Origin of the sequence: Paenirhodobacter enshiensis (assembly GCF_000740785.1) — a bacterium.
GTDB classification, from domain to species: domain Bacteria; phylum Pseudomonadota; class Alphaproteobacteria; order Rhodobacterales; family Rhodobacteraceae; genus Rhodobacter; species Rhodobacter enshiensis.
The window spans coordinates 1-21,566 of record NZ_JFZB01000042.1 but is presented as its reverse complement, the minus strand read 5'-3'; the positions used below and the strand labels follow the sequence as shown (position 1 = coordinate 21,566).

Here is a 21,566-nt window from a genome sequence, read left to right as displayed (position 1 = left end):
CTTTGACCAGCTTGCCCCGGTCGGGGCTCAGGCTCGTCCAGTCGGTCCAGCGCGAGTCGATGGCGGATCGCTCGCAGGCTGTGTCCTCGACCGGCTTGTCCGGCGGGAAGGTCGTATAGAGCGCGATCCGTGCAATGCCATCCACCCCCGGCGCGATGGGCACAGCCCGCAGAACCGGCAGGCTCCCGCCGTCTTCCCTTCCGGCGTAAGGCCGGGCCGCGTGGGCGCGCTGGATGTCCAGCCTGGGGGCCATTTGAACGCGACGTGGGTGGTGTCGGGGTGGCTGAGATGGCGGGCGAAAGCTGCGGCGCCGACCAGCAGGGTGCCATCGTCGGACAGGCTGACCGCCGAGGGGGTCAGAACGGATCCATCCGCGCCCGCGATCAGCCTCACCGTTCCGTCGGGCAGAAAAACCGAGAGCAGGGAATGTGTCGTTCCAAGATCGATTCAGACGGGAAAGCTGTCCATGAGGCAGCTGTAAATAACATTCTCAATATCGTGCCGGGAACCAGGGGCCGCGCAACGCGTCTGTCCGCTCCGCCCGGGATCGGGGTTCGGGCGGAAACGCTCCCGGTATTTTCGGGAAAGAGGGTCGTGACCTGCACCCGGTCCGGGATCCTGTGCGACCGGGCGCGGGGACGGCGGCTTTCCTGCCCATCTGTGAACCATACCCGGTCTCGGAACGCAATCGTGACGCGGGAGCAGCATGACCGCGGAGTCCCATCCGGGGGGATGGGGCGCCCCCCGGGGGGCTTGCGGCCGCAGATTGCCGCGCATCCCCGGGGGGGAGGGCGGTCAGACCCCGATGTCGCGCAGAACCTGCGGGATCTGCTCGGGCAGATCCTCGGCGATCAGGCCGGGGCCGAAGCTGCGCGCGGCGGCGGCGTGAAGCCAGGCGCCGGTGCCGGCGGCTTCGAACGGGCTCAGCCCGCGGGCGACGAGTCCCGTCACGATGCCCGCCAGAACGTCGCCCGATCCGGCCGTCGCGAGCCAGGGCGCCGCCATGTCGCCCACGGCGCGATGCAGGGCGGTCTGTCCATCGGGGGCGGCGATGGCGGTCTCGGCACCTTTCAGCAAGACCGTTGCGCCGCAACGGTCGGCGGCGTGCCGGGTGGCTTCGACGCGGGTCAGCGCGCCGTCGCGCAGCTGCGCGGCAAGGTCGGGAAACAGCCGGGCGAATTCTCCCAGATGCGGGGTCAGCACCGCCGCACGTCCGCGCAGCGCCTGAAACAGCGTCTGTGGCTCTTCGGCGAAGGCGCTGAGCGCATCGGCATCGAGGACCAGCGCCCGGCCAGGCGCGTCATCCCCGGCCTGGGCGGCACAGGCGAGTGCCGCGGGCACCATCTCGCGTGCCCGCTGCAGGCCGAGCCCGGGGCCGAGCAGGATCGCGTTGATCCGCCTGTCTCCCTGCAGCATCCCGCGCAGCGCATAGCCGTCGGCCAGCGGCGACAGCATCACCGCGGTCAGCTGTGCCGCATGTTCGGCCATCGCGGCCTGCGGCGCCAGCACCGTTACCAGCCCCGCCCCGACCCGCAGCGCGGCCCGCGCCGCAAGCCGCGCCGCACCGCCCTTGCCGGGCCCGCCGGCAAGCACCACGGCATGGCCGTAGCTGTATTTATGGGCCTCCTCGCGCTTGGCGAGGCGGTCGCGCAGCGCGGTGTCGGGGGCGATCTGGAGTGTCATTGCTCCTCCGTCTGGCGATCATGCGTCGGGTCCTGTGCGGCAGGGCCGTGCGGCAGGCCGATGTCGGCGACGACGATCCGTGCCCCGGTCTGGCGCAGCCCGGCGTGGACCGGTTTCTCGGCATGGAATGTCACGACGAGATCGGCGGCGAAAGGGGTCTCGGCGCAGGGTTTGCCGGTGTCGCTGTCATACCCCGTCGGAATGTCGATGCTGACCCGGACGGGCTGGACGGGCAGGGCCGCGGCGGCTGCGGTCCAGGGGGCGAGAAGGGCGGTGCAGTCGCGGCTCTGTCCGATGCCGAGGAGCGCGTCCACCACCACCGCCCCCGGTCCCGCCTGAGCGAGCCAGCCACAGATCGACCCCGCCTGCCAGGGCAGTTCGGGCACCCCTGCCGCCTCTGCCCGCAAGGCATTGGTCGCGGCATCCGAGGGCAGCAGCGCCGCCGGGCGCAACCGGCAGGTCGCCACCTGCCAGCCCTGCGCGCGCAGTATCCGCGCCACGACATAGCCGTCTCCGCCATTGTTGCCCGGCCCGCACAGGATCAGCGCCGCCCGGGCACCGGGCCAGGTGGCCGCGATCGCCTGCACCACGGCGCGGCCTGCGCGCTCCATCAGCTCTAGCCCGCTGACTCGGCCAGAGCCGATCGCCGCCGCTTCGAGGGATTTCATCTGCGAACTGGTCAGGATTTCAGCCATTTTGCCCACTTTGTTTGTAAACAGCCCATGAAAAGAGCGTATTGCCTAAATATTGTGCGACGTATATGGATTTCCCCGGAGGAGCGAGACGCCCTCAGTTTAGCCGATTGCGGCCCTTTCGGGAAAGTGGTCTGTGAACGTCGGCACATCTTGTTGGGGGGAGTCGGTTAAGAATGAAGAAGGTCGAAGCGATCATCAAACCCTTCAAGCTCGATGAAGTGAAGGAAGCGCTGCAGGATGCCGGGATTCAGGGCCTGTCGGTGATCGAGGTCAAGGGATTCGGTCGCCAGAAGGGACACACCGAACTGTATCGCGGTGCCGAATACGTGGTCGACTTCCTTCCGAAGGTGAAAATCGAAATGGTGCTGCCCGACGAGATGGTCGAGACCGCGGTCGACGCGATCATCGCCGCGGCGCGCACCGAAAAGATCGGCGACGGCAAGATCTTCGTCTCGCCGGTCGATCAGGCCATTCGGATCCGCACCGGCGAGACCGGCGACGACGCCGTGTGATCCATACCGAAATTCGGGCTGCCCGGCCCGGAAACCCCATGCTCAACGAAAGGGTAAGTAACAATGAGCGCAGTTAAAAAAGCTCTCGAACTGATGAAGGCCGAAGACGTCGAATACGTCGACGTCCGCTTCACCGATCCGCGCGGCAAACTGCAGCACGTGACGCTGGTCGTCGATCTGATCGATGAGGACTTCTTCGAGGAAGGCTTCATGTTCGACGGTTCGTCGATCGCTGGCTGGAAGTCGATCGACCAGTCCGACATGAAGCTGATCCCCGATGCGACCTCGGTCTACATCGACCCCTTCTATGCCGAGAAGACGATGTGCGTGCACTGCAACGTCGTCGAGCCGGACACCAACGAGCCCTACACCCGCGACCCGCGCTCGACCGCGGAGAAGGCGGAAGCCTACCTGAAGTCCTCGGGCATCGGCGATTCGTTCTTCTGCGGCCCGGAAGCCGAATTCTTCATCTTCGACGACGTCCGTTACTCGGTCACGCCGCACAAGGTGTCGTATCAGGTCGACGCCGAAGCCGCTGCCTGGAACACTGACGCCGAGATCGAAGGCGGTAACCTTGCCCACCGCGCCAACTTCAAGGGCGGCTACTTCCCGGTGAACCCGGTCGACGAAGCGGCCGATCTGCGCGGCGAGATGCTCTCGACCATGAAGCGCATCGGCATGAAGGTCGACAAGCATCACCACGAAGTGGCGACCTGCCAGCACGAGCTGGGCATGATCTTCGGCACGCTCACCGAGCAGGCCGACAACATCCAGAAGTACAAGTATGTCATCCACAACGTCGCGGCCGCCTATGGCAAGACCGTGACCTTCATGCCGAAGCCCATCAAGGGCGACAACGGCTCGGGGATGCACGTCAACATGTCGATCTGGAAGGACGGCAAGCCGCTGTTCGCCGGTGACAAGTATGCCGACCTGTCGCAGGAAGCGCTGTATTTCATCGGCGGTATCCTGAAGCACGCCAAGGCGCTGAACGCGCTGACCAACCCGACGACCAACTCCTACAAGCGCCTGATCCCCGGCTTCGAAGCCCCGGTTCTGCGTGCGTATTCGGCCCGCAACCGCTCGGGTTGCGTCCGTATTCCGTGGACCGAGTCGCCGAAGGCCAAGCGCGTCGAAGCCCGTTTCCCCGATCCGGCGGCGAACCCCTATCTGGCGTTCTCGGCGCTGCTGATGGCCGGCCTCGACGGCATCAAGAACAAGATCGACCCCGGTGCGCCCTCGGACAAGGATCTCTATGATCTGCCGCCCGAAGAGCTGGCCGAGATCCCGACGGTGTGCGGTTCGCTGCGCGAAGCCCTGACCGAGCTGGAAGCCGACATGGACTTCCTGCTGGCCGGTGACGTGTTCACCAAGGACCAGATCGAAGGCTACATCGCGCTGAAGTGGGAAGAGGTCTACGCCTTCGAACACACCCCGCATCCGGTCGAGTATCAGATGTATTACTCCTGCTGATCGACGATCGGCACGGAGACGGAAAGGGCGCCTCAGGGCGCCCTTTTTCGATTTCAGAGGGCACTCCGGGCGGTTGCCGGGGGAGGGGGGCTGTCCGCCCCCCGATCCGGCTGCGCCGGATCTCCCCCCGAGGATATTTGTGGAAAGCCGAAAGGGAGGGCGCGCCCTTGTGCCTTTCGATTCGCCCCAAATATCCCGGGGGTGAGGGCCGAAGGCCCGAGGGGGCAGAGCCCCCTTGGCCCCGGCAGCCGCCGAGAGATCTTGCCCGGTTTCCGCGCCCGGGCTAGAGGGGGCTCATGGAACATCTCGCCTATACCCCGCGCGGCGTGCTCACCGCGAACCGCTCCCTCGCCGATCTGACCTGGCTGCGCGTCGGCGGTCCGGCCGACTGGTTCTTCCAGCCCGCCGATGTCGAGGATCTCTCGGCCTTCCTCGCCGCGCTGCCCGCCGATATGGCGGTGTTTCCGATGGGGGTGGGCTCGAACCTGATCGTGCGCGACGGCGGTATTCGCGGCGTGGTGATCCGGCTCGGGCGCGGCTTCAACGAGATCGGGGCGGGGGACGGCATCGTCACTGCAGGCGCGGCGGCGCTCGATGCGCATGTGGCGCGGCGCGCGGCCGAGGCCGGGCTCGATCTGACCTTCCTGCGCACCATCCCCGGCTCCATCGGTGGCGCGGTGCGGATGAACGCGGGCTGTTACGGCAGCTATATCCGCGATCATCTGGTCTCGGTCGAAGCGGTGCTGCGCACGGGCGAGCGGGTCACGCTGCCGGCGGAGGCGCTGAACCTCGCCTATCGTTCCAGCACGCTGCCCGAAGGTGCGGTGCTGACCCGCGTGGTTCTGCGCGCGGCCCCCGGCGATCCTGCCGCGCTGGAGGCGCGGATGGCCGATCAGATCGCGCGCCGCGACGCCAGTCAGCCGACGAAGGAGCGCACCGCCGGCTCGACCTTCCGCAACCCGGCGGGGTTCAGCTCGACCGGGCGGGCGGACGATGTGCACGACCTCAAGGCCTGGACGGTGATCGACGCTGCCGGGATGCGCGGCGCCCGGGTGGGCGGCGCGCAGATGAGCGAAAAACACTCGAATTTCATGCTCAACACCGGCGGCGCGACGGCGGCCGATCTGGAAACCCTGGGCGAGGAAGTCCGCAAAAAGGTTTTGCAGACCCAGGGAATTTCGCTAGAGTGGGAAATCATGCGCGTGGGCGATCCCTCGCCGCGCGACGGACAGTGATTCAACAATTCCACGGGGGCCAACCCCGGGAGAGGCGGTTGTGGCGGGTATGTCGAGCAGGGCAACCCACCTGGTAGCGGTATTGATGGGCGGTCCTTCCTCGGAACGGGAAGTGTCGCTGTCCTCGGGGCGCGAATGCGCCAATGCGCTCAGGGTGGCTGGTTTCGAAGTCGTCGAGATCGACGCCGGCCCCGATCTGCCGGAGCGGCTGGCGGCTGTCGGGCCGGACTGCGTTTTCAATGCCTTGCATGGCCGTTTCGGCGAGGATGGATGCGTTCAGGGCCTGCTCGAATGGCTGCGCATTCCCTATACCCATTCGGGCGTTCTGGCCTCGGCTCTGGCGATGGACAAGTCGCGCGCCAAGGAGGCGTTCCGCGCCGCCGGTCTGCCGCTCGTCGAAAGCCGCCTGGTGCCCAAGGCCGAGGTCATGGCCGCCCATGTCATGCCCACGCCCTATGTCGTCAAGTCGAACAACGAGGGCTCCTCGGTCAACGTCTACATCGTGCCGGCGGGCGCGAATACGCCGCCGCGCCTTGCGCCGGAGGCCCCGGAGACGGTGATGGTCGAGGCCTATGTCCCGGGTCGCGAGCTGACCTGCTCGGTTCTCGGCGGCAAGGCGCTTGGCGTGACCGAGATCGTCGCCGATGGCTGGTATGACTATCACGCCAAATATGCCACGGTCGGCGGCGCGCGCCATGTCTGCCCGGCGGACATTCCCGAAGACGTCTATGCCGCCTGCTGCGATTACGCCGAGCGCGCCCATGCCGCGCTTGGCTGCCGCGGGCTGAGCCGCACCGATTTTCGTTGGGACGACAGCAAGGGCGCGGCGGGTCTCGTCGTTCTCGAGGTCAACAACCAGCCGGGCATGACGCCCACATCGCTGTCGCCCGAGCAGGCGGCCCTTCAGGGCATGTCCTTCCCCGAGCTGTGCAGATGGCTGGTGGAGGATGCCTCATGCGGCCGCTGACGCCTGACCCGAAGCAGGGCCGGGGGCGCGGGCAGCCGCCACGTTTCTACGCGCGTCGCGACCGGGCGCCGTCACGGCTGGCGTTTCGTCTGGAACGGCTGTGGCTGACGCCGGCGGTGCGCGCGGTCACCCGGATCGGGGCGCCGATCTTCGTCGTCACGCTCGGGCTCGGGCTGTGGCTGGGCGATTCCGCGCGCCGCGCCGATCTGGTCGAGCGCTACGACAATCTGAAGATTTCCATCGAGAACCGGCCCGAGTTCATGGTCTCGCGCCTCGAGGTCACCGGGGCGAGTCCGGCGGTCGAGGATGCGGTGAGGATGATGCTGCCGGTCGGGCTGCCGGCGTCGCGTTTCGCCATTGATCTGAACTCGTATCGCGACGCGATCGAGCGCCTCGATGCGGTGCGCGATGTGTCGCTGACGGTGCTGTCGGGCGGCGCGCTGGAGGCGCGGGTGACCGAGCGCGAGCCGGTCATCCTGTGGCGCAAGCCGACCGGGCTCGATATGCTCGATGCCGACGGGCACCGTGTCGCCTCGCTGACCCGGCGCGATGCGCGTCCCGATCTCGCGCTGATCGCGGGCGACGGGGCGGACAAGGCGGTGCCCGAAGCGCTCGACATTCTGGCGGCGGCGCAGCCGCTGTTGCCCAAGATGCGCGGTCTGATCCGGGTGGGAGAGCGTCGCTGGGACGTCGATCTCGTCGGCGGGCGCCGGATCGAGCTGCCGGCGAAGGACGCGGTTGCCGCGATGAAGCGGGTGATCGAGGTCGATCGCAGCGACGATCTGCTCAGCCGCGATTTCACCCGCATCGACATGCGCGATACCGCACGCCCCACGGTGCGGCTGAGCGCGAATGCGCTTGAACATTACGAAGAACTGACCGGGCAGAAGCCGCGCAGCGCCTCGTTCAGTGCGCAGACGGTGAAACCCGTAGCCGTCTCTGCCCCGGCGGCTTCCGGTTCGGTGGCATCGGCGGCCCCTGTCGCCGCGGCCACGCCATCCTCCTCCGTGCGCAGCGGCAGCGCACAGTCTTCCGCAGCACAGACTTCTGCAGCATCGTCTTCCGCCGCGCCCACCGCGGCCCGGCCGGCTGCGCGCCCGTCCGGGTCTGCGCAGGCCGCCGCTGCCGGTCCCGCCGCCGCGGCCGCGACGCCGGCCGCAGCCTCTCCGACACGTCCGCAAGCCCGTCCCCTGTCCAACCCGAGCAAGGTGGCCCCATGACTGATCTGTACCAGACTCAGCGTGCGATGCGCGCGATCCGCAAGGCAGCGATGCAGCGTGGCGTCGTGGCGCTTCTCGATATCGGATCGTCGAAGATCGCCTGCCTCGTGCTGCGCTTCGAAGGTGTCGATCCGGCGCGGCAGGCCGAGGGGATCGGCTCGCTCGCCGGGCAGTCGCGCTTTCGGGTGATCGGGGCCTCGACCACGCGCTCGGCCGGGGTGCGGTTCGGCGAGATCGACACCATGGCCCAGACCGAGCGCGCGATCCGCATCGTGGTGCAGGGCGCGCAGAAGATGGCGAACACCCGGGTCGATCACGTGATCGCCTGTTTCGCCGGCGCGGGCCCGCGCAGCTATGGCCTCGCTGGCGAGGTCGACGTGATCGGCGAGCAGGTCGGCGAGCAGGATGTCGCGCGCGTTCTGGCCGATTGCGACCTGCCCGACATCGGGGCCGGGCGCGAGGTGCTGCACGCCCATCCGGTCAATTTCGCGCTCGACAACCGCTCCGGGCTCAGCGATCCGCGCGGCCATGTGGGCAATCATCTGGCCGTCGACATGCACCTTCTGACCGTCGACGAAGCGGCGATCCAGAACCTCGTCTACTGCATCCGCCGCTGCGACCTGGAACTCGCCGGCATCGCCAACTCGGCCTATGTCTCGGGCCTCGCGGCGCTGGTCGAGGACGAGCAGGAACTCGGCTCCGCCTGCATCGACCTCGGCGGCGGGGCGACGGGCGTGTCGATCTTCATGAAGAAGCACATGATCTTCGCCGATGCGGTGCGGATGGGCGGCGATCACGTCACCCATGACATCGCGGCCGGGTTGCAGATCCCGATGAACGTGGCCGAGCGCATCAAGACCTTCCACGGCGGCGTTGTCGCCACCGGCATGGACGACCGCGAGATGATCGAGCTCGGCGGCGAGTCCGGCGACTGGGAGAAGGATCGTCGCCGTGTCAGCCGCGCCGAGCTGATCGGCATCATCCGCCCCCGTGTCGAGGAGATCCTCGAAGAGGTGCGCGCGATCCTCGATGCCGCGGGCTTCGACCGGCTGCCGAGCCAGCAGATCGTGCTGACCGGCGGAGCGAGCCAGATCCCCGGCCTCGACGGGCTGGCGGCCAGGATGCTCGGGCAGAACGTGCGCCTCGGCCGGCCGCTTCGGGTGCAGGGGCTGCCGCAGGCGGCGACGGGGGCGGGGTTCTCCTCGATCGTCGGGCTGGCGCTGTTCGCGGCCCATCCGCAGGACGAATGCTGGGATTTCGAGATCCCGGCAGAGCGGATGAACGGCAAGCCGCTGCGCCGCGCGTTGCGCTGGTTCCGCGAAAACTGGTAAACGCCGGCAGGGCGGAAAACGCCTAGGGCCAGAGGCCCGGCCGGCCTATGCCACCACATCGGCGCGGACGCGCGAAATACCGCCCATTCGAGGCGGTTTCGGGCCATATTTTGTGGCCTGTTCGTGTTTTTCGGGTGACGTTTCCGGGATTCGCGTCTAACATCAGTCTAATTTCGGGGACAGTTCGGCCTTTCCGGCCGGCGGTAACAATCACAGGCGGAAACTCCATGACCTTGAACCTGACGGTATCGGATCACGAAGACCTCAAGCCGCGGATCACCGTTTTCGGCGTCGGCGGTGCGGGTGGCAATGCGGTCAACAACATGATCGAGAAGCAGCTCGAGGGGGTCGAGTTCGTCGTGGCCAACACGGACGCGCAGGCGCTGCAGCAGTCGCTGTCGCAAAAGCGCATCCAGATGGGCCCGAAGGTCACAGAGGGTCTGGGCGCGGGTGCGCGTCCCTCGATCGGGGCCGCCGCCGCCGAGGAAACCATCGAGGAGATCGTCGATCACCTCGCCGGGGCGCATATGTGCTTCATCACCGCCGGCATGGGCGGCGGCACCGGCACCGGCGCCGCGCCGATCATCGCGCAGGCCGCGCGTGAGCTGGGCGTGCTGACCGTCGGCGTCGTCACCAAGCCGTTCCAGTTCGAGGGCTCGAAGCGGATGCGCCAGGCCGATGCCGGCGTCGAGGCGCTGCAGAAGGTCGTCGACACGCTCATCATCATCCCGAACCAGAACCTGTTCCGTCTGGCGAACGAGCGCACCACCTTCACCGAGGCCTTCGCGATGGCCGACAACGTCCTCTATCAGGGCGTCAAGAGCATCTCCGACCTGATGGTCCGCCCCGGCCTGATCAACCTCGACTTCGCCGACGTCCGCTCGGTGATGGACGAGATGGGCAAGGCGATGATGGGCACCGGCGAGGCCGAGGGCGACGATCGCGCCGTTCAGGCAGCCGAGAAGGCGATCGCCAACCCGCTGCTCGACGAGATCAGCCTGAAGGGCGCCAAGGGCGTTCTCATCAACATCACCGGCGGCTACGATCTGACGCTGTTCGAGCTCGACGAGGCTGCGAACCGCATCCGCGAGGAAGTCGACCCGGAAGCCAACATCATCGTCGGCTCGACCCTCGATCCGGAGATGGAAGGGTCGATGCGCGTCTCGGTCGTCGCGACCGGCATCGACGCGGCTCCGGCCGCCGCCGAGGCGCCCGCGCCGCGCCGCGCCGAAGCTCCGAAGGCCGAGGCTCCGAAGGCGGCTGCGCCGGCTTTCGTGCCGCCGCGCGCCGAGCCCGAGGACTCGCGCACTCTGTTCGATGCGCCGTCGTCGCAGCCCGCGCCCGAGCCGCAGGCCCGGACCGCTGATGACGTTCCCGGCCCGGCCTATCAGCCGCAGCCGCGTCCCACCGCCGCGCAGCAGCGCGATATGCAGGTCGACTCCGATCCGGGCGATTATGTCGCGCCGCGCGCCGGTGGCTTCCCGCATCCCTCGGCCGAATCGATCCGTCGCGTCGCCGAGGCGAGCGGCCGCGCTCCCGAACCCGCTTCCGCCGGTTATCGCCGTCCGGCACCGTCGCAGGCCCCTGTCGGTCGCGCCGCCGCTCCGCAGCCTGCGCCGCAGGAACGCGGTGCGCGCTTCGGCATCGCCTCGCTGATCGGGCGGATGTCGGGTCACGGGGCAGATCATGCTCCGGCCGCTCCGGCCATGCAACCGGCGCGTCATGCCGCTCCGCAGCAGTTGGCGGCGGATCCGCAGGACTACGAGGACGAGCCGGGTGCCGCTCAGGACCGGATCGAGATCCCGGCTTTCCTGCGCCGTCAGGCAAACTGAAGCCGGCTGTCCGGACCCCGAAACCGGACAAAACCGAACCGCTCAGTTCACATTCGAAATCCGGAAAGGCTGGCGAAATGCCGGCCTTTTCCATTTTAAATCAGTCTGTTAAGAACTGGTTGGCAAGGTTTCGCCCGCTACGGGGCCAATTGTTACATCCTGTTGCAAAGAGTGAATTGTGATGCGGCGGGGGGCGTCATACCTCATCCTTGACGCGATGCGGTGGGCAACCCCCTGAGACCGCGGGCAGACAGGAGCTTGCAGTGCAGACGACACTCGGACATTCGGTGACTTTCGACGGTGTGGGCCTTCATTCGGGCGCGCCGGTGCGGATGATCGTGCATCCGGCGGCTGCGAACAACGGCTATACCTTCGTGCGCACCGATGTGATCGACCGCGATCCGGTGGTCGTCGCGCGGTGGGACACTGTTAAGCCGTCGAAGCTGTGCACGCTCGTCACCAATGCCGACGGGGTGACGGTCTCGACCATCGAACATCTGATGGCGGCGTTTGCCGGCCTTGGCATCGGCAACGCGCTGATCGAGGTCGACGGGCCGGAAGTGCCGATCCTCGACGGCTCCTCGGCGCCTTTCGTGCGCGCGATGCGCCGCGCCGGGGTCAGCCGGCTGGCCGCGCCGCTGCGCATGGTGCGCGTTCTGCACCCGGTCGAGGTGCGCGACGGTGACGCGGTCGCCCGTCTGGAGCCCGCGCCGGAACTGGAGATCGACTTCGCCATCGACTTCACCGATGCCGCCATCGGCAAGCAGGAAAAGCATCTGCGCATGGCCAACGGTGCCTTCGTGCGCGAGCTGATGGACAGCCGCACCTTCTGCCGTCAGGCCGATGTCGATTACATGCAGTCGCACGGGCTGGCGCTTGGCGGCACCTACGAGAACGCGGTGGTGGTCGATGGCGACAAGGTGCTCAGCCCCGGCGGGCTGCGCCATGCCGACGAGCCGGTGCGCCACAAGATGCTCGACGCGATGGGCGATCTGGCGCTGGCTGGCGGGCCGATCCTCGGCCGCTATGTCGGCAATCGTTCGGGTCATGCGATGACCAACCGTCTGCTGCGTGCGCTGTTCGCCGATCCGACGGCCTGGGCCTGGGAAGTGGCGACGCCGGCTCTTGCGCACAGCCTGCCGGGTGCTGGTGTCAGCCGCGCCGTGGCGGTCGCCGCGCGCTAGGCAAGGGCTTGCCCGGCGGGCCGCTTCTCCTCGCAAAGGCGTTTTGCGTGCCGGATTTTTCTGTGCTAGGGAGGGGCCGACAGCCGCCGGAAACGGCAGGCGCTCTGATCGGGGCCTCGGGCCCTCGACGCGAATCGGGAAGAGGCAAGGGAATGGCACTGGGCAGATCGGCGGCGGTTCGGGTCGGCAGTCTCGTGCTGCTTGGAATTCTCGCCGGATGCGGCAGCAAGAAGAGTGCCGAGCCGCCGATGGAGAGCTTCACCGCCGAGCAGATCTATCATCGCGGCGAATACGAGATGGAAACGGGCAACCCCCGCCGTCCCGACGAGGCTCTGAAGTATTTCAAGGGCGTGCAGCAGGTCTATCCCTATTCGCAATGGGCCAAGCGCGCGCTGATCATGGAAGCCGCGACCGAGCACCGGGCGAAGAAATACGAAGATGCCCGCTCTTCCGCGCAGGAATATCTGAACCTCTATCCGGGCGACGAGGATGCGGCCTACGCTCAGTATCTTCTGGCGCTGACCTATTATGACCAGATCGACGAGGTCGGTCGCGATCAGGGGCTGACCTTCCAGGCGCTGCAGGCGCTGCGCGACGTGATCGAGAAGTATCCCGACAGCGACTATGCGCGCTCGGCGATGATGAAATTCGACATGGCCTTCGACCACCTCGCGGCGAAGGAAATGGAGATCGGTCGCTACTACCTGAAGCGCGGCAATTATACGGCGGCGATCAACCGCTTCCGCGTCGTGGTCGAGCAGTATCAGACCACCACCCAGACGCCCGAGGCGCTGGAACGGCTGGTCGAATGCTATCTCGCGCTCGGTCTGACCGATCAGGCGCAGACCGCGGGCGCGATTCTGGGCCACAACTTCCAGTCCTCGCCGTTCTATCAGGACGCCTACAACCGCCTGAAGAACCGCGGCCTCGACCCCGAGGCGAAGGGCGAGAGCTGGCTGTCCAAGGTGTATCGTCAGGTCATCAAGGGCGATCAGCTCTGATCCCTGTCACAGGCTGAGGTTCGCCGATGCTGCGCGCGCTCGATATCCGCGACATGTTGCTGATCGACCGGCTGGAGCTCGAGTTCCGGCCCGGTCTCAATGTGCTGACCGGCGAGACCGGCGCCGGCAAGTCGATCCTGCTCGATTGTCTCGGCTTCGTGCTGGGCTGGCGCGGCCGGGCGGAGCTGGTGCGCAAGGGCGCCGATCAGGGCGAGGTGACGGCGGTGTTCGATCTGCCGGCCGGCCATCCGGCCCATGCGGTGCTGGCCGAGGCCGGGATCGAGGCCGGGGACGAGTTGCTGTTGCGACGCGTCAACGCCCGCGACGGGCGCAAGACCGCTTGGATCAACGACCGTCGGGTGAGTGGCGATGTTCTGCGCCAGCTCTCGGCGACCTTGGTGGAATTGCATGGTCAGCATGACGATGGCGGGCTGCTGAATGCGCGTGGGCATCGCGCGCTTCTCGATGCCTTTGCCGGCCATGACGGGCTGATGGCGGCGGTGCGCAAGGCCTGGGCCGCGCGTTCGGCCGTCGCGCGCAAGCTTGACGCGGCGCGGATGCAGCTTCAGGCGGTGAAGGGCGAGGAAGATTTCCTGCGCCATGCCGTCGCCGAACTCGACAAGCTCGATCCGCAGCCCGGCGAGGAAGCGGAACTGGATAGCCGGCGCCGCACCATGCAGGCGGCCGAGAAGATCCGCGCCGATGTCGCGCGCGCGTTGCAGGCGCTTGGCCCCGAGGGCGCCGAGGGCGCGATGCGCGACGCCGACCGCTGGTTGCAGGGCGCGGCGGAGAAGGTCGAGGGGCAGCTCGAACCGACGCTGTCGGCGCTCGACCGCGCGCTGATCGAACTCGGCGAGGCGGCCTCCGGGGTGGAGCGGCTTCTCGATGCGCTGTCCTTCGATCCGGGCGCGCTCGAAGATTGCGAGGAGCGGCTGTTCGCCTTGCGCGGACTTGCGCGCAAGCATGGCGTGACGGCCGAGGCGCTGCCCGCGCTTGCGGGGGATCTGCGCGCGCGGCTCGCGGCGCTCGATGCGGGTGAGGATGGGATCGCGGCGCTTGAGGCGGAGGCCGCGGCGGCGGGGGCGGCCTATGACCGCGCCGCGGCGGAGCTGAGCGCGGCGCGGCGAGACGCGGCGGTGCGTCTTGACCGGGCGATGGCGACGGAGCTTGCGCCGCTGAAACTCGACCGCGCGGTGTTCGAGACCCGGATCGGGCCCGGCGACCCCGGCCCCGAAGGCAGTGACGCCGTGGCCTTCACCGTGGCGACCAACCCCGGCGCGCCGGCCGGTCCGCTCGACCGGATCGCCTCGGGGGGCGAGCTGTCGCGGTTCCTGCTGGCGCTGAAGGTGGTTCTGGCGCGCGGCTCGGACACGCTGACGCTGATCTTCGACGAGATCGACCGCGGGGTCGGCGGGGCGACGGCGGATGCCGTCGGGCGCCGGCTGGCGACGCTCGCCGGGACGGCGCAGGTGCTGGTGGTGACGCATTCGCCGCAGGTCGCGGCGCGCGGCGGACATCATTTCCGCGTCGCGAAATCGGTCGAGGACGGGATGACCACCTCGCGCGTCGCGGCGCTGGCCGAGGCTGAGCGGGTCGACGAGATCGCGCGGATGATCGCCGGGGCGGAAGTCACCGAGGCGGCCCGCGCAGCCGCTCGCGATCTGCTGAAGGGCTGAGCTGCCGGGAAGCTGAACGACCGGAGACCGGGGCCTCGCCCGGGCAGGGCGGGGGGCGTTGCCCTACCTGCAAGTGCACCCGAAGCGGGGGTTCTGCTGCGCAAAAAAGCCAGAGAGAAGGGGGCTCCCCGCAGAAAAGGAAAAGGGGGCTCTGCCCCCTCGGGCCTGCGGCCCTCACCCCCGGGATATTTTCGGAAAGATGAAAGGGAGAGGGCGGGTCCCCCGGTGCGTCACGCGGTTTTGACCGGCGCGCGGGAGGGGGCCGCGCTGCTGCATTTCGCCGCCTCTTGACGGCGCGGAGGGCGCGCGCACAGATGCCGCATCTGCCGGAGGAAACGAGCCGCCGGTTCTTCGAGGCTGGGCCTGTTATGTCCGCGCATATCGTGTCTCCCGTTCAGTTCTGTTCCGGCGATCTCCTGGCCGACCGGCGCGCCGAGTTCGCCGAGGGGCTTGTGAACGCGGGGGATCCCGGGGGCGCGGCGGAGTTGTATCGGCAGGCGCTGGAGATTGTGCCCGGCTGGGGGGCAGGCTGGTATCGGCTGGGCGAGATCTGTGCCCATGGCGCGCTGGCGGGGGCGCGGGAGGCCTTCGCCGAGGCGCTGCGCCTCGATCCGGACGATACGTTGGGGGCGGGGTTGCAGATCGCCCTTCTCGACGGGCGGGCCGGAACGGCGCGGATGCCCTCGGCCTTCGTCGAGACGCTGTTCGATCAATATGCCGGTCATTTCGATCATGCGCTGGTCGACACGCTCGGCTATCGCGGGCCACAGCTGCTGGAAGCGCAGCTTGGCGGCGGGACCTGGGGGCGGGCGCTCGATCTCGGTTGCGGCACCGGGCTGATGGGCGAGGTGTTGCGGGCGCGCTCGGGCTGGCTCGAAGGCTGGGACATCTCGGCCGAGATGCTGCGCGAGGCCGGGGCAAAGCGACTGTATGACCGGTTGGAGAAGTGCGATCTGAGCCGGCTCGATCCGCCTCGGGAGCGGTGGGATCTGATCGCGGCGGCGGATGTGTTCTCCTATCTCGGGGAGCTGTCCGAGATCCTCAGCTGGTGCCATGCGGCGCTGGATGCCGGCGGGGTGCTGGCCTTCACCGCCGAGGCCACCACTCCCGAGGAGGCGAGGCTCGGAGGCTGCGTGCTGCGCGAGAGCCGGCGTTACGCCCATGCCGAGGCCGCGCTGATCGCCGAGCTTTCCGCGGCGGGGTTCTCCGCGGAGATCGGGCATGGCGTGCTGCGCATGGACCGCGGCGTGCCGATCGCGGCGCTGGCGGTGGTCGCGCGCAGGCTTTGAGATCGGGGTGCGCTCATGCAAAAGGCCCGCGTCGGGGACGCGGGCCTTTGCTGTGTCGAACCGGGCGTGGCCCGGCCGTGAGCGGCCTCAGGCGTTGAACAGGAAGTGCATGACGTCGCCGTCCTTCACTTCGTAGGTCTTGCCTTCGACGCGGAACTTGCCGGCTTCCTTGGCGCCCGCCTCGCCGTTGCCGGCGACGTAATCGTCATAGCCGATGGTCTCGGCGCGGATGAAGCCGCGCTCGAAATCGCCGTGGATCACGCCCGCCGCCTGCGGCGCCAGCGTGCCCTTGCGGATCGTCCAGGCACGGGCTTCCTTCGGGCCGACGGTGAAATAGGTCTCGAGGCCGAGCAGGCTGTAGCCGGCGCGGATCAGCCGGTCGAGGCCGGCCTCGTGCAGGCCCAGCTCTTCGAGGAACATCGTCGCTTCCTCGGCGTCGAGCTGGCTGATCTCTTCCTCGATCTTGGCCGAGATGATGACCACCGCAGCGCCCTGCTGGGCGGCCATTTCCTGCACGCGGGCGGACTGGCTGTTGCCGGTCGCGGCCGAGGCCTCCTCGACGTTGCAGACGTAAAGCACGGGCTTCGCGGTCAGCAGTTGCAGCATGTCCCAGGCCTTGCGGTCGTCCTCGGACACCTTGACGGTGCGCGCCGGGCGGCCGGCTTCGAGCGCCTCTTTCGCGGCGGTCAGCAGCACCGCGGCCTCTTTCGCCGCCTTGTCGCCGGCGTTCATCTTGCGCCCGAGGTTCGCCAGACGCTTCTCGACCGATTCGAGATCGGCGATCATCAGCTCGGTCTCGATGGTCTCGGCATCGGCGATCGGGTCGATGCGGCCCTCGACATGGGTGATGTCGCCATCCTCAAAACAGCGCAGCACATGGGCGATGGCATCGGTCTCGCGGATGTTGGCGAGGAACTGGTTGCCGAGGCCCTCGCCCTTCGAGGCGCCGCGCACGAGGCCGGCGATGTCGACGAAGGTCATCCGCGTCGGGATGATCTGCTTCGAGCCGGCGATCGAGGCCAGCTTGTCGAGGCGCGGATCGGGCACCGCGACCTCGCCGACGTTCGGCTCGATCGTGCAGAAGGGGAAGTTCGCGGCCTGCGCGGCAGCGGTCTTCGTCAGCGCGTTGAACAGGGTCGACTTGCCGACGTTCGGCAGACCGACGATCCCCATCTTGAAGCCCATGTCTTATACCTCGCGGGTGAAATCTGGCCGCTTCATAGGCATTGCGCGCCATCCGTGCAAGCAAGCCGCGCCCGGCATGGGGTGCGCCCCATTGATTTTCCCCCGTTCATGCCGCAAACCGGGCGGCAACCAAGCGAGGAAGTGACCATGACCCGGATTGATGCGAAGTTCGCCGCCCTGAAAGCCGAGGGCAAGAAGGCTTTCGTGGCCTACCTGATGGCCGGGGATCCGGATATCGCGACCTCGCTCGCGGTGATGAAGGGGATGCCGGCGGCGGGCGTCGACGTGATCGAGCTGGGGATGCCCTTCACCGATCCCATGGCCGACGGCCCGACGATCCAGCACGCCGGGCAGCGCGCGCTTGCCCATCATCAGAAGTTGCAGCAGACCCTCGACATGGTGCGCGCGTTCCGCGAGGAGGACGATACCACGCCGGTGGTGCTGATGGGCTATTACAACCCGATCTACAACCGCGGCGTCGACACCTTCCTGAAGGACGCGAAGGAGGCCGGCATCGACGGGCTGATCGTCGTCGACCTGCCGCCCGAGGAAGACAGCGAGCTGTGCCTGCCCGCGCAGGCGGCGGGGATCAACTTCATCCGTCTGGCGACGCCGACGACCGATGCGCACCGGCTGCCGACGGTGCTGCGCAATACCTCGGGCTTCGTCTATTACGTTTCGGTCACCGGGATCACCGGCAGCCAGGCGGCACAGGCCGAGACCGTCGCCCCCGAGGTCGCCCGGATCAAGGCGAAGACCGATCTGCCGGTGATCGTCGGCTTCGGCATCTCGACGCCCGAGGCCGCGAAGACCATCGCCGGCGTGGCGGACGGCTGCGTCATCGGCTCGGCCATCGTCAAGCTGATCGGCGAGGGCAAGCCCGCCGATGAGGTTCTGGCGCGGGTCGCGGAACTTGCGGCGGGTGCGCACGCGGCCTGAGGGCCGACAGGTTTCGGGTGCCCGGCAGGGGCGCCTTGCCCAGGAGGGCGCGAGGGGGCTGTCTGCCCCCTCTTTCGTCCGTGCGGACGAAATTCACCCCCGAGGATATTTGTGGAAAGCCGAAAGGGCGATGGTGGGGCCGGGAGGCGGGCCGGGGATTGCGTGGCGACGCCAAGGATTGAAATCGCGGCTCTCAGGGGGTAACGCTTTGATCCTGTGACGTCGCGTCGAGGAGCTTGCCATGCCTGTCATTACCTGCATCCAGGACCTGAAGGATCTGCACCGCAAGCGGACCCCGAAGATGTTCTACGACTATTGCGAGAGCGGCTCCTATACCGAGCAGACGTTCCGCGAGAACACTTCGGATTTCGCCGATATCCGGCTGCGCCAGAAGGTGGCGGTCGACATGTCGGGGCGCACGACCGAATCCACCATGCTCGGGCGCAAGGTGGCGATGCCGCTGGGGCTGTGCCCGGTCGGCATGACCGGGATGCAGCGCGCCGACGGCGAGATCAAGGCGGCGCGGGCGGCGGCGAAGTTCGGCGTGCCCTATACGCTGTCGACGATGTCGATCTGCTCGATCGAGGATGTGCATGCCGCCTCGCCCGAGCCGTTCTGGTTCCAGCTCTACGTGATGACCGACGAGGATTTCGTCGACAATCTGCTGGAACGGGCGAAGAAGGCCAATTGCTCGGCCCTCGTGGTGACGCTGGATCTGCAGATCCTCGGCCAGCGGCACAAGGATCTGAAGAACGGGCTGAGCGCGCCGCCGAAGCTGACCTTGCCCAATATCGTCAACATGATGACCAAGGTGCAGTGGGGCCTTGAGATGCTGGGCACGCCGCGGCGTACCTTCGGCAACATCGTGGGGCACGCCAAGAGCGTGACGGATACCTCGTCGCTCTCGACCTGGACGACGGAGCAGTTCGATCCGCGCCTCGACTGGGCGAAGATCGCTCGGATCCGCGACAACTGGGGCGGCAAGCTGATCCTGAAGGGGATCAACGACCCCGACGATGCGCGCATGGCGGCCGATTTCGGTGCCGATGCGATCATCGTGTCGAACCACGGCGGACGTCAGCTCGACGGTGCGCTGCCGACGATCCGGATGCTGCCGAAGATCCTCGAGGCGGTCGGCGGCGAGCGCGGCAAACGCAGCACCGAGGTCTATATCGACAGCGGCATCCGTCAGGGGCAGGACATCCTGAAGGCGCTGGCGCTTGGCGCGGATGCGGCGATGATCGGGCGGGCCTATATCCACGGTCTCGGCGCGATGGGCGAGGCCGGGGTGAGCAAGGCATTGCAGATCCTGCGCGCCGAGCTCGATACCTCGATGGCGCTGTGCGGTGAGCGCGACGTGAACCGGCTGCGGCGCGAGAACCTGCTGGTGCCGAAGGGGTTCTTCGACAGCTACGTGCAGCCCTGACCGGACCGGGGCCGGCGGGACCGCCCCCCCCCGGGGGCGGTGCCCGTCAGATTCGCTTCTCGAAGAAATGGTCGGGATAGGGGTCGTCGTTGAACCGTCCGATTTCGGTCCAGCCGGCGCGGCGATAGAGGGCGATGGCCTCGGGCAGGGCGGAATTGGTATCGAGCCGCAGCCGCGCGATTCCGAGTGCACGGGCCCGGGCTTCGATTTCCGCCATCAGCCGCGTTGCCAGGCCGAGGCCGCGCGCCGAAGGGTCGATCCACAGCCGCTTGATCTCGGCATAGCCCTTGTCCGTTCCCTTCAGGCCGACGCAGCCGATCGCGCGCCCGTCCGACACCGCGATCAGGAAGGCGCCGCGCGGCGCCTCCATCGCGGCGGCCTCGGGATCGGCCGAAAGACTGACATCGAAGCCCTGTTTCAGCCGCTGCGACAGCTCGGTGTAATAGGCGTTCAGACAGGCCTGCGCGCGCGGATCGCCGACGCGGACCTCGGTCAGCGCGATCCGGTCGCGCCCGAGCGCCGAGGCGACCAGATCCATCGCGGCGAGCAGGGCCTCAGGGTGCGGATGCCGCGCGAGGATCGCCCCGGCCTGAGCATCCGACAACGCTTCGTAGGCCGCGACCTCCTCTGCCCCGGTGGGCGTCAGTCGGGCGATGCGGCGGCGCGCATCCTGCGGGTCGGGGCTGGTCTCGATCAGCCCCTCCGCCTCGAGCCCGCGCAGCAGGCGGCTCGCGAGACCGCTGTCGAGGCGCAGATAGGCCCGGATCTCGCCCACCTCGGCGATGCCCTGACCGATGGCGTTCAGCACCCGCGCCGGGCCGAGCGGACGGCCGCGCCCGAGAAAGGACGTGTCGAGCGCGCCAACCTCGGCGGTGACGGCGCGATTGAACCGGCGCAGGCGGGCAATGTCATCTCGTGTCATGTGTCAGACCTTCGTCAGATAATATATCTGACTTATGTCAGGTAACGGCGCGATGCAAGTGCCGGGCGCGGTGACGCGATTTCCCTTGCCTGCAAGGATATTCCGGATTATGCGCACACGCTCATGGGCCGGCACCCTTGGAGGCGGCTCGAATCTCAAACCGAAGGAATAAGCAAATGGCCAAAGAACACGAAGTTCTCGAAGCCGTCGTGCGCACGGGGACGGGCAAGGGGGCCGCTCGCGCAGCACGTCGTCAGGGGTTCGTCCCCGGCATCGTCTACGGTGACGGCAAGGAGCCGGTGGCTCTGAACCTCGACTACAACAAGCTGCTGACCCGCCTGCGCAAGGGCCGCTTCCACTCGACGCTCTTCACGCTGAAGGCCGAGGGCATGGAAGAGACCACGGTGATCTGCCGCGGCGTGCAGCGCGATGTCGTCAAGGATCTGCCGACGCATGTCGACTTCATGCGCACGCATGACAACTCGCGCGTCAAGCTGTTCATCCACGTCAACTTCGAGAACCAGGACGCCGCTCCGGGTCTCAAGAAGGGCGGCACGCTGACCATCGTGCGTCCGGAAGTCGAACTCGAAGTGCTCGCGGGCAACATCCCGGATCACATCACCGTCGACCTGACCGGGCTGAACATCAACGACGTGGTTCACATCAACGACGTGAAGCTGCCGGAAGGTGCGAAGTCCGCGCTCGACCGCAACTTCGTGATCGCGAACATCGCGCCGCCCTCGGGTCTGGCTGCCGCTGACGAGGCTGCCGATGAGGCCGCCGCCGCAGCGCAGGCCGCCGCTTCGGCCCCCGACGCGAAGTAATCCGGTTTCACGACCGTATCGGAAGGGCGCGGGATCTGGCGATCTCGCGCCCTTTTGCCATTCGGCGCTTGGCAAACCGGCGCCGGGCGGCTACCCGTCCGGCAGCGGCGACAGGCCTGCGCCGCAATCATTCGGGAGAGGCGGCATGAGCGCACGGATCATCGACGGCAAG

General features: G+C 67.7%; 19 protein-coding genes. 14 read left to right on the top strand and 5 right to left on the bottom strand.

The features are described 5' to 3' along the window. Positions 1-27: 27 nt before the first annotated feature. From CG50_RS17550 to CG50_RS14070, 3 genes are all read right to left on the bottom strand, one after another. Positions 28-447, bottom strand: a complete 420-nt coding sequence (locus tag CG50_RS17550) for an Hsp70 family protein (RefSeq protein WP_152559543.1) — start codon at positions 445-447, stop codon at positions 28-30. A 348-nt stretch (positions 448-795) separates the two neighbouring features. After that, positions 796-1,683: an NAD(P)H-hydrate dehydratase gene (locus CG50_RS14075; protein ID WP_036639684.1), complete on the bottom strand. Its 888-nt coding sequence runs from the start codon at positions 1,681-1,683 to the stop codon at positions 796-798. Further along, positions 1,680-2,378, bottom strand: coding sequence for an NAD(P)H-hydrate epimerase (locus CG50_RS14070; protein ID WP_051910024.1), 699 nt, complete (start codon positions 2,376-2,378; stop codon positions 1,680-1,682). The genes CG50_RS14075 and CG50_RS14070 overlap by 4 nt, the downstream gene beginning before the upstream one ends. A gap of 173 nt (positions 2,379-2,551) precedes the next feature. Here CG50_RS14070 and CG50_RS14065 point away from each other — a divergent pair, with 173 nt between their 5' ends. The 11 genes from CG50_RS14065 (at position 2,552) to CG50_RS14015 (ending at position 16,098) form a co-directional block, all read left to right on the top strand. After that, positions 2,552-2,890: a P-II family nitrogen regulator gene (locus CG50_RS14065; RefSeq protein ID WP_036639682.1), complete on the top strand. Its 339-nt coding sequence runs from the start codon at positions 2,552-2,554 to the stop codon at positions 2,888-2,890. 63 nt (positions 2,891-2,953) lie between these two features. After that, entirely contained in the window at positions 2,954-4,363 is a 1,410-nt protein-coding gene (gene glnA / locus CG50_RS14060; RefSeq protein ID WP_036639680.1) for a type I glutamate--ammonia ligase, read from the top strand. Between the two features lie 296 nt (positions 4,364-4,659). Then, positions 4,660-5,598: a UDP-N-acetylmuramate dehydrogenase gene (murB, locus tag CG50_RS14055; protein WP_036639678.1), complete on the top strand. Its 939-nt coding sequence runs from the start codon at positions 4,660-4,662 to the stop codon at positions 5,596-5,598. A gap of 85 nt (positions 5,599-5,683) precedes the next feature. Then, on the top strand, positions 5,684-6,565 hold the full coding sequence (locus tag CG50_RS14050) for a D-alanine--D-alanine ligase (protein WP_051910023.1): 882 nt from the start codon (positions 5,684-5,686) through the stop codon (positions 6,563-6,565). Continuing rightward, positions 6,553-7,785 carry a cell division protein FtsQ/DivIB gene (locus CG50_RS14045; protein ID WP_211248637.1) on the top strand — a complete coding sequence of 411 codons (1,233 nt, stop codon included), beginning with the start codon at positions 6,553-6,555 and terminating at the stop codon, positions 7,783-7,785. Before CG50_RS14050 ends, CG50_RS14045 begins: the two co-directional genes overlap by 13 nt. After that, positions 7,782-9,116: a cell division protein FtsA gene (ftsA, locus tag CG50_RS14040; protein ID WP_036639672.1), complete on the top strand. Its 1,335-nt coding sequence runs from the start codon at positions 7,782-7,784 to the stop codon at positions 9,114-9,116. Before CG50_RS14045 ends, ftsA begins: the two co-directional genes overlap by 4 nt. Positions 9,117-9,343: 227 nt before the next feature. Beyond that, on the top strand, positions 9,344-10,948 hold the full coding sequence (gene ftsZ, locus CG50_RS14035) for a cell division protein FtsZ (RefSeq protein WP_036639670.1): 1,605 nt from the start codon (positions 9,344-9,346) through the stop codon (positions 10,946-10,948). Between the two features lie 263 nt (positions 10,949-11,211). Then, entirely contained in the window at positions 11,212-12,132 is a 921-nt protein-coding gene (gene lpxC / locus CG50_RS14030; RefSeq protein WP_036639669.1) for a UDP-3-O-acyl-N-acetylglucosamine deacetylase, read from the top strand. 152 nt (positions 12,133-12,284) lie between these two features. Beyond that, on the top strand, positions 12,285-13,133 hold the full coding sequence (locus CG50_RS14025) for an outer membrane protein assembly factor BamD (RefSeq protein WP_036639668.1): 849 nt from the start codon (positions 12,285-12,287) through the stop codon (positions 13,131-13,133). Positions 13,134-13,159: 26 nt separating this feature from the next. Next, on the top strand, positions 13,160-14,809 hold the full coding sequence (recN, locus tag CG50_RS14020) for a DNA repair protein RecN (RefSeq protein ID WP_036639667.1): 1,650 nt from the start codon (positions 13,160-13,162) through the stop codon (positions 14,807-14,809). A gap of 368 nt (positions 14,810-15,177) precedes the next feature. Beyond that, positions 15,178-16,098 carry a class I SAM-dependent DNA methyltransferase gene (locus CG50_RS14015; RefSeq protein ID WP_051910022.1) on the top strand — a complete coding sequence of 307 codons (921 nt, stop codon included), beginning with the start codon at positions 15,178-15,180 and terminating at the stop codon, positions 16,096-16,098. Positions 16,099-16,185: 87 nt separating this feature from the next. Here the strand turns inward: CG50_RS14015 and ychF are convergent, their stop codons facing one another. Then, positions 16,186-17,283 carry a redox-regulated ATPase YchF gene (ychF, locus tag CG50_RS14010; RefSeq protein WP_036639661.1) on the bottom strand — a complete coding sequence of 366 codons (1,098 nt, stop codon included), beginning with the start codon at positions 17,281-17,283 and terminating at the stop codon, positions 16,186-16,188. A gap of 147 nt (positions 17,284-17,430) precedes the next feature. Here ychF and trpA point away from each other — a divergent pair, with 147 nt between their 5' ends. Together trpA and CG50_RS14000 are read left to right on the top strand one after the other, a co-directional pair. Continuing rightward, a complete protein-coding gene (gene trpA / locus CG50_RS14005) occupies positions 17,431-18,222 on the top strand; it encodes a tryptophan synthase subunit alpha (protein ID WP_036639659.1) in 792 nt (263 codons plus the stop codon). A gap of 241 nt (positions 18,223-18,463) precedes the next feature. Beyond that, on the top strand, positions 18,464-19,648 hold the full coding sequence (locus CG50_RS14000) for an alpha-hydroxy acid oxidase (protein WP_036639656.1): 1,185 nt from the start codon (positions 18,464-18,466) through the stop codon (positions 19,646-19,648). A 46-nt stretch (positions 19,649-19,694) separates the two neighbouring features. On the opposite strand, the gene CG50_RS13995 is transcribed toward CG50_RS14000, so the two are convergent. Further along, positions 19,695-20,570: a bifunctional helix-turn-helix transcriptional regulator/GNAT family N-acetyltransferase gene (locus tag CG50_RS13995; RefSeq protein ID WP_036639653.1), complete on the bottom strand. Its 876-nt coding sequence runs from the start codon at positions 20,568-20,570 to the stop codon at positions 19,695-19,697. Between the two features lie 176 nt (positions 20,571-20,746). Between CG50_RS13995 and CG50_RS13990 the strand changes: the two genes are divergently transcribed. Next, complete coding sequence (locus CG50_RS13990) at positions 20,747-21,394, top strand: 50S ribosomal protein L25/general stress protein Ctc (protein ID WP_036639651.1); 648 nt, start codon at positions 20,747-20,749, stop codon at positions 21,392-21,394. Positions 21,395-21,566 lie beyond the last annotated feature (172 nt).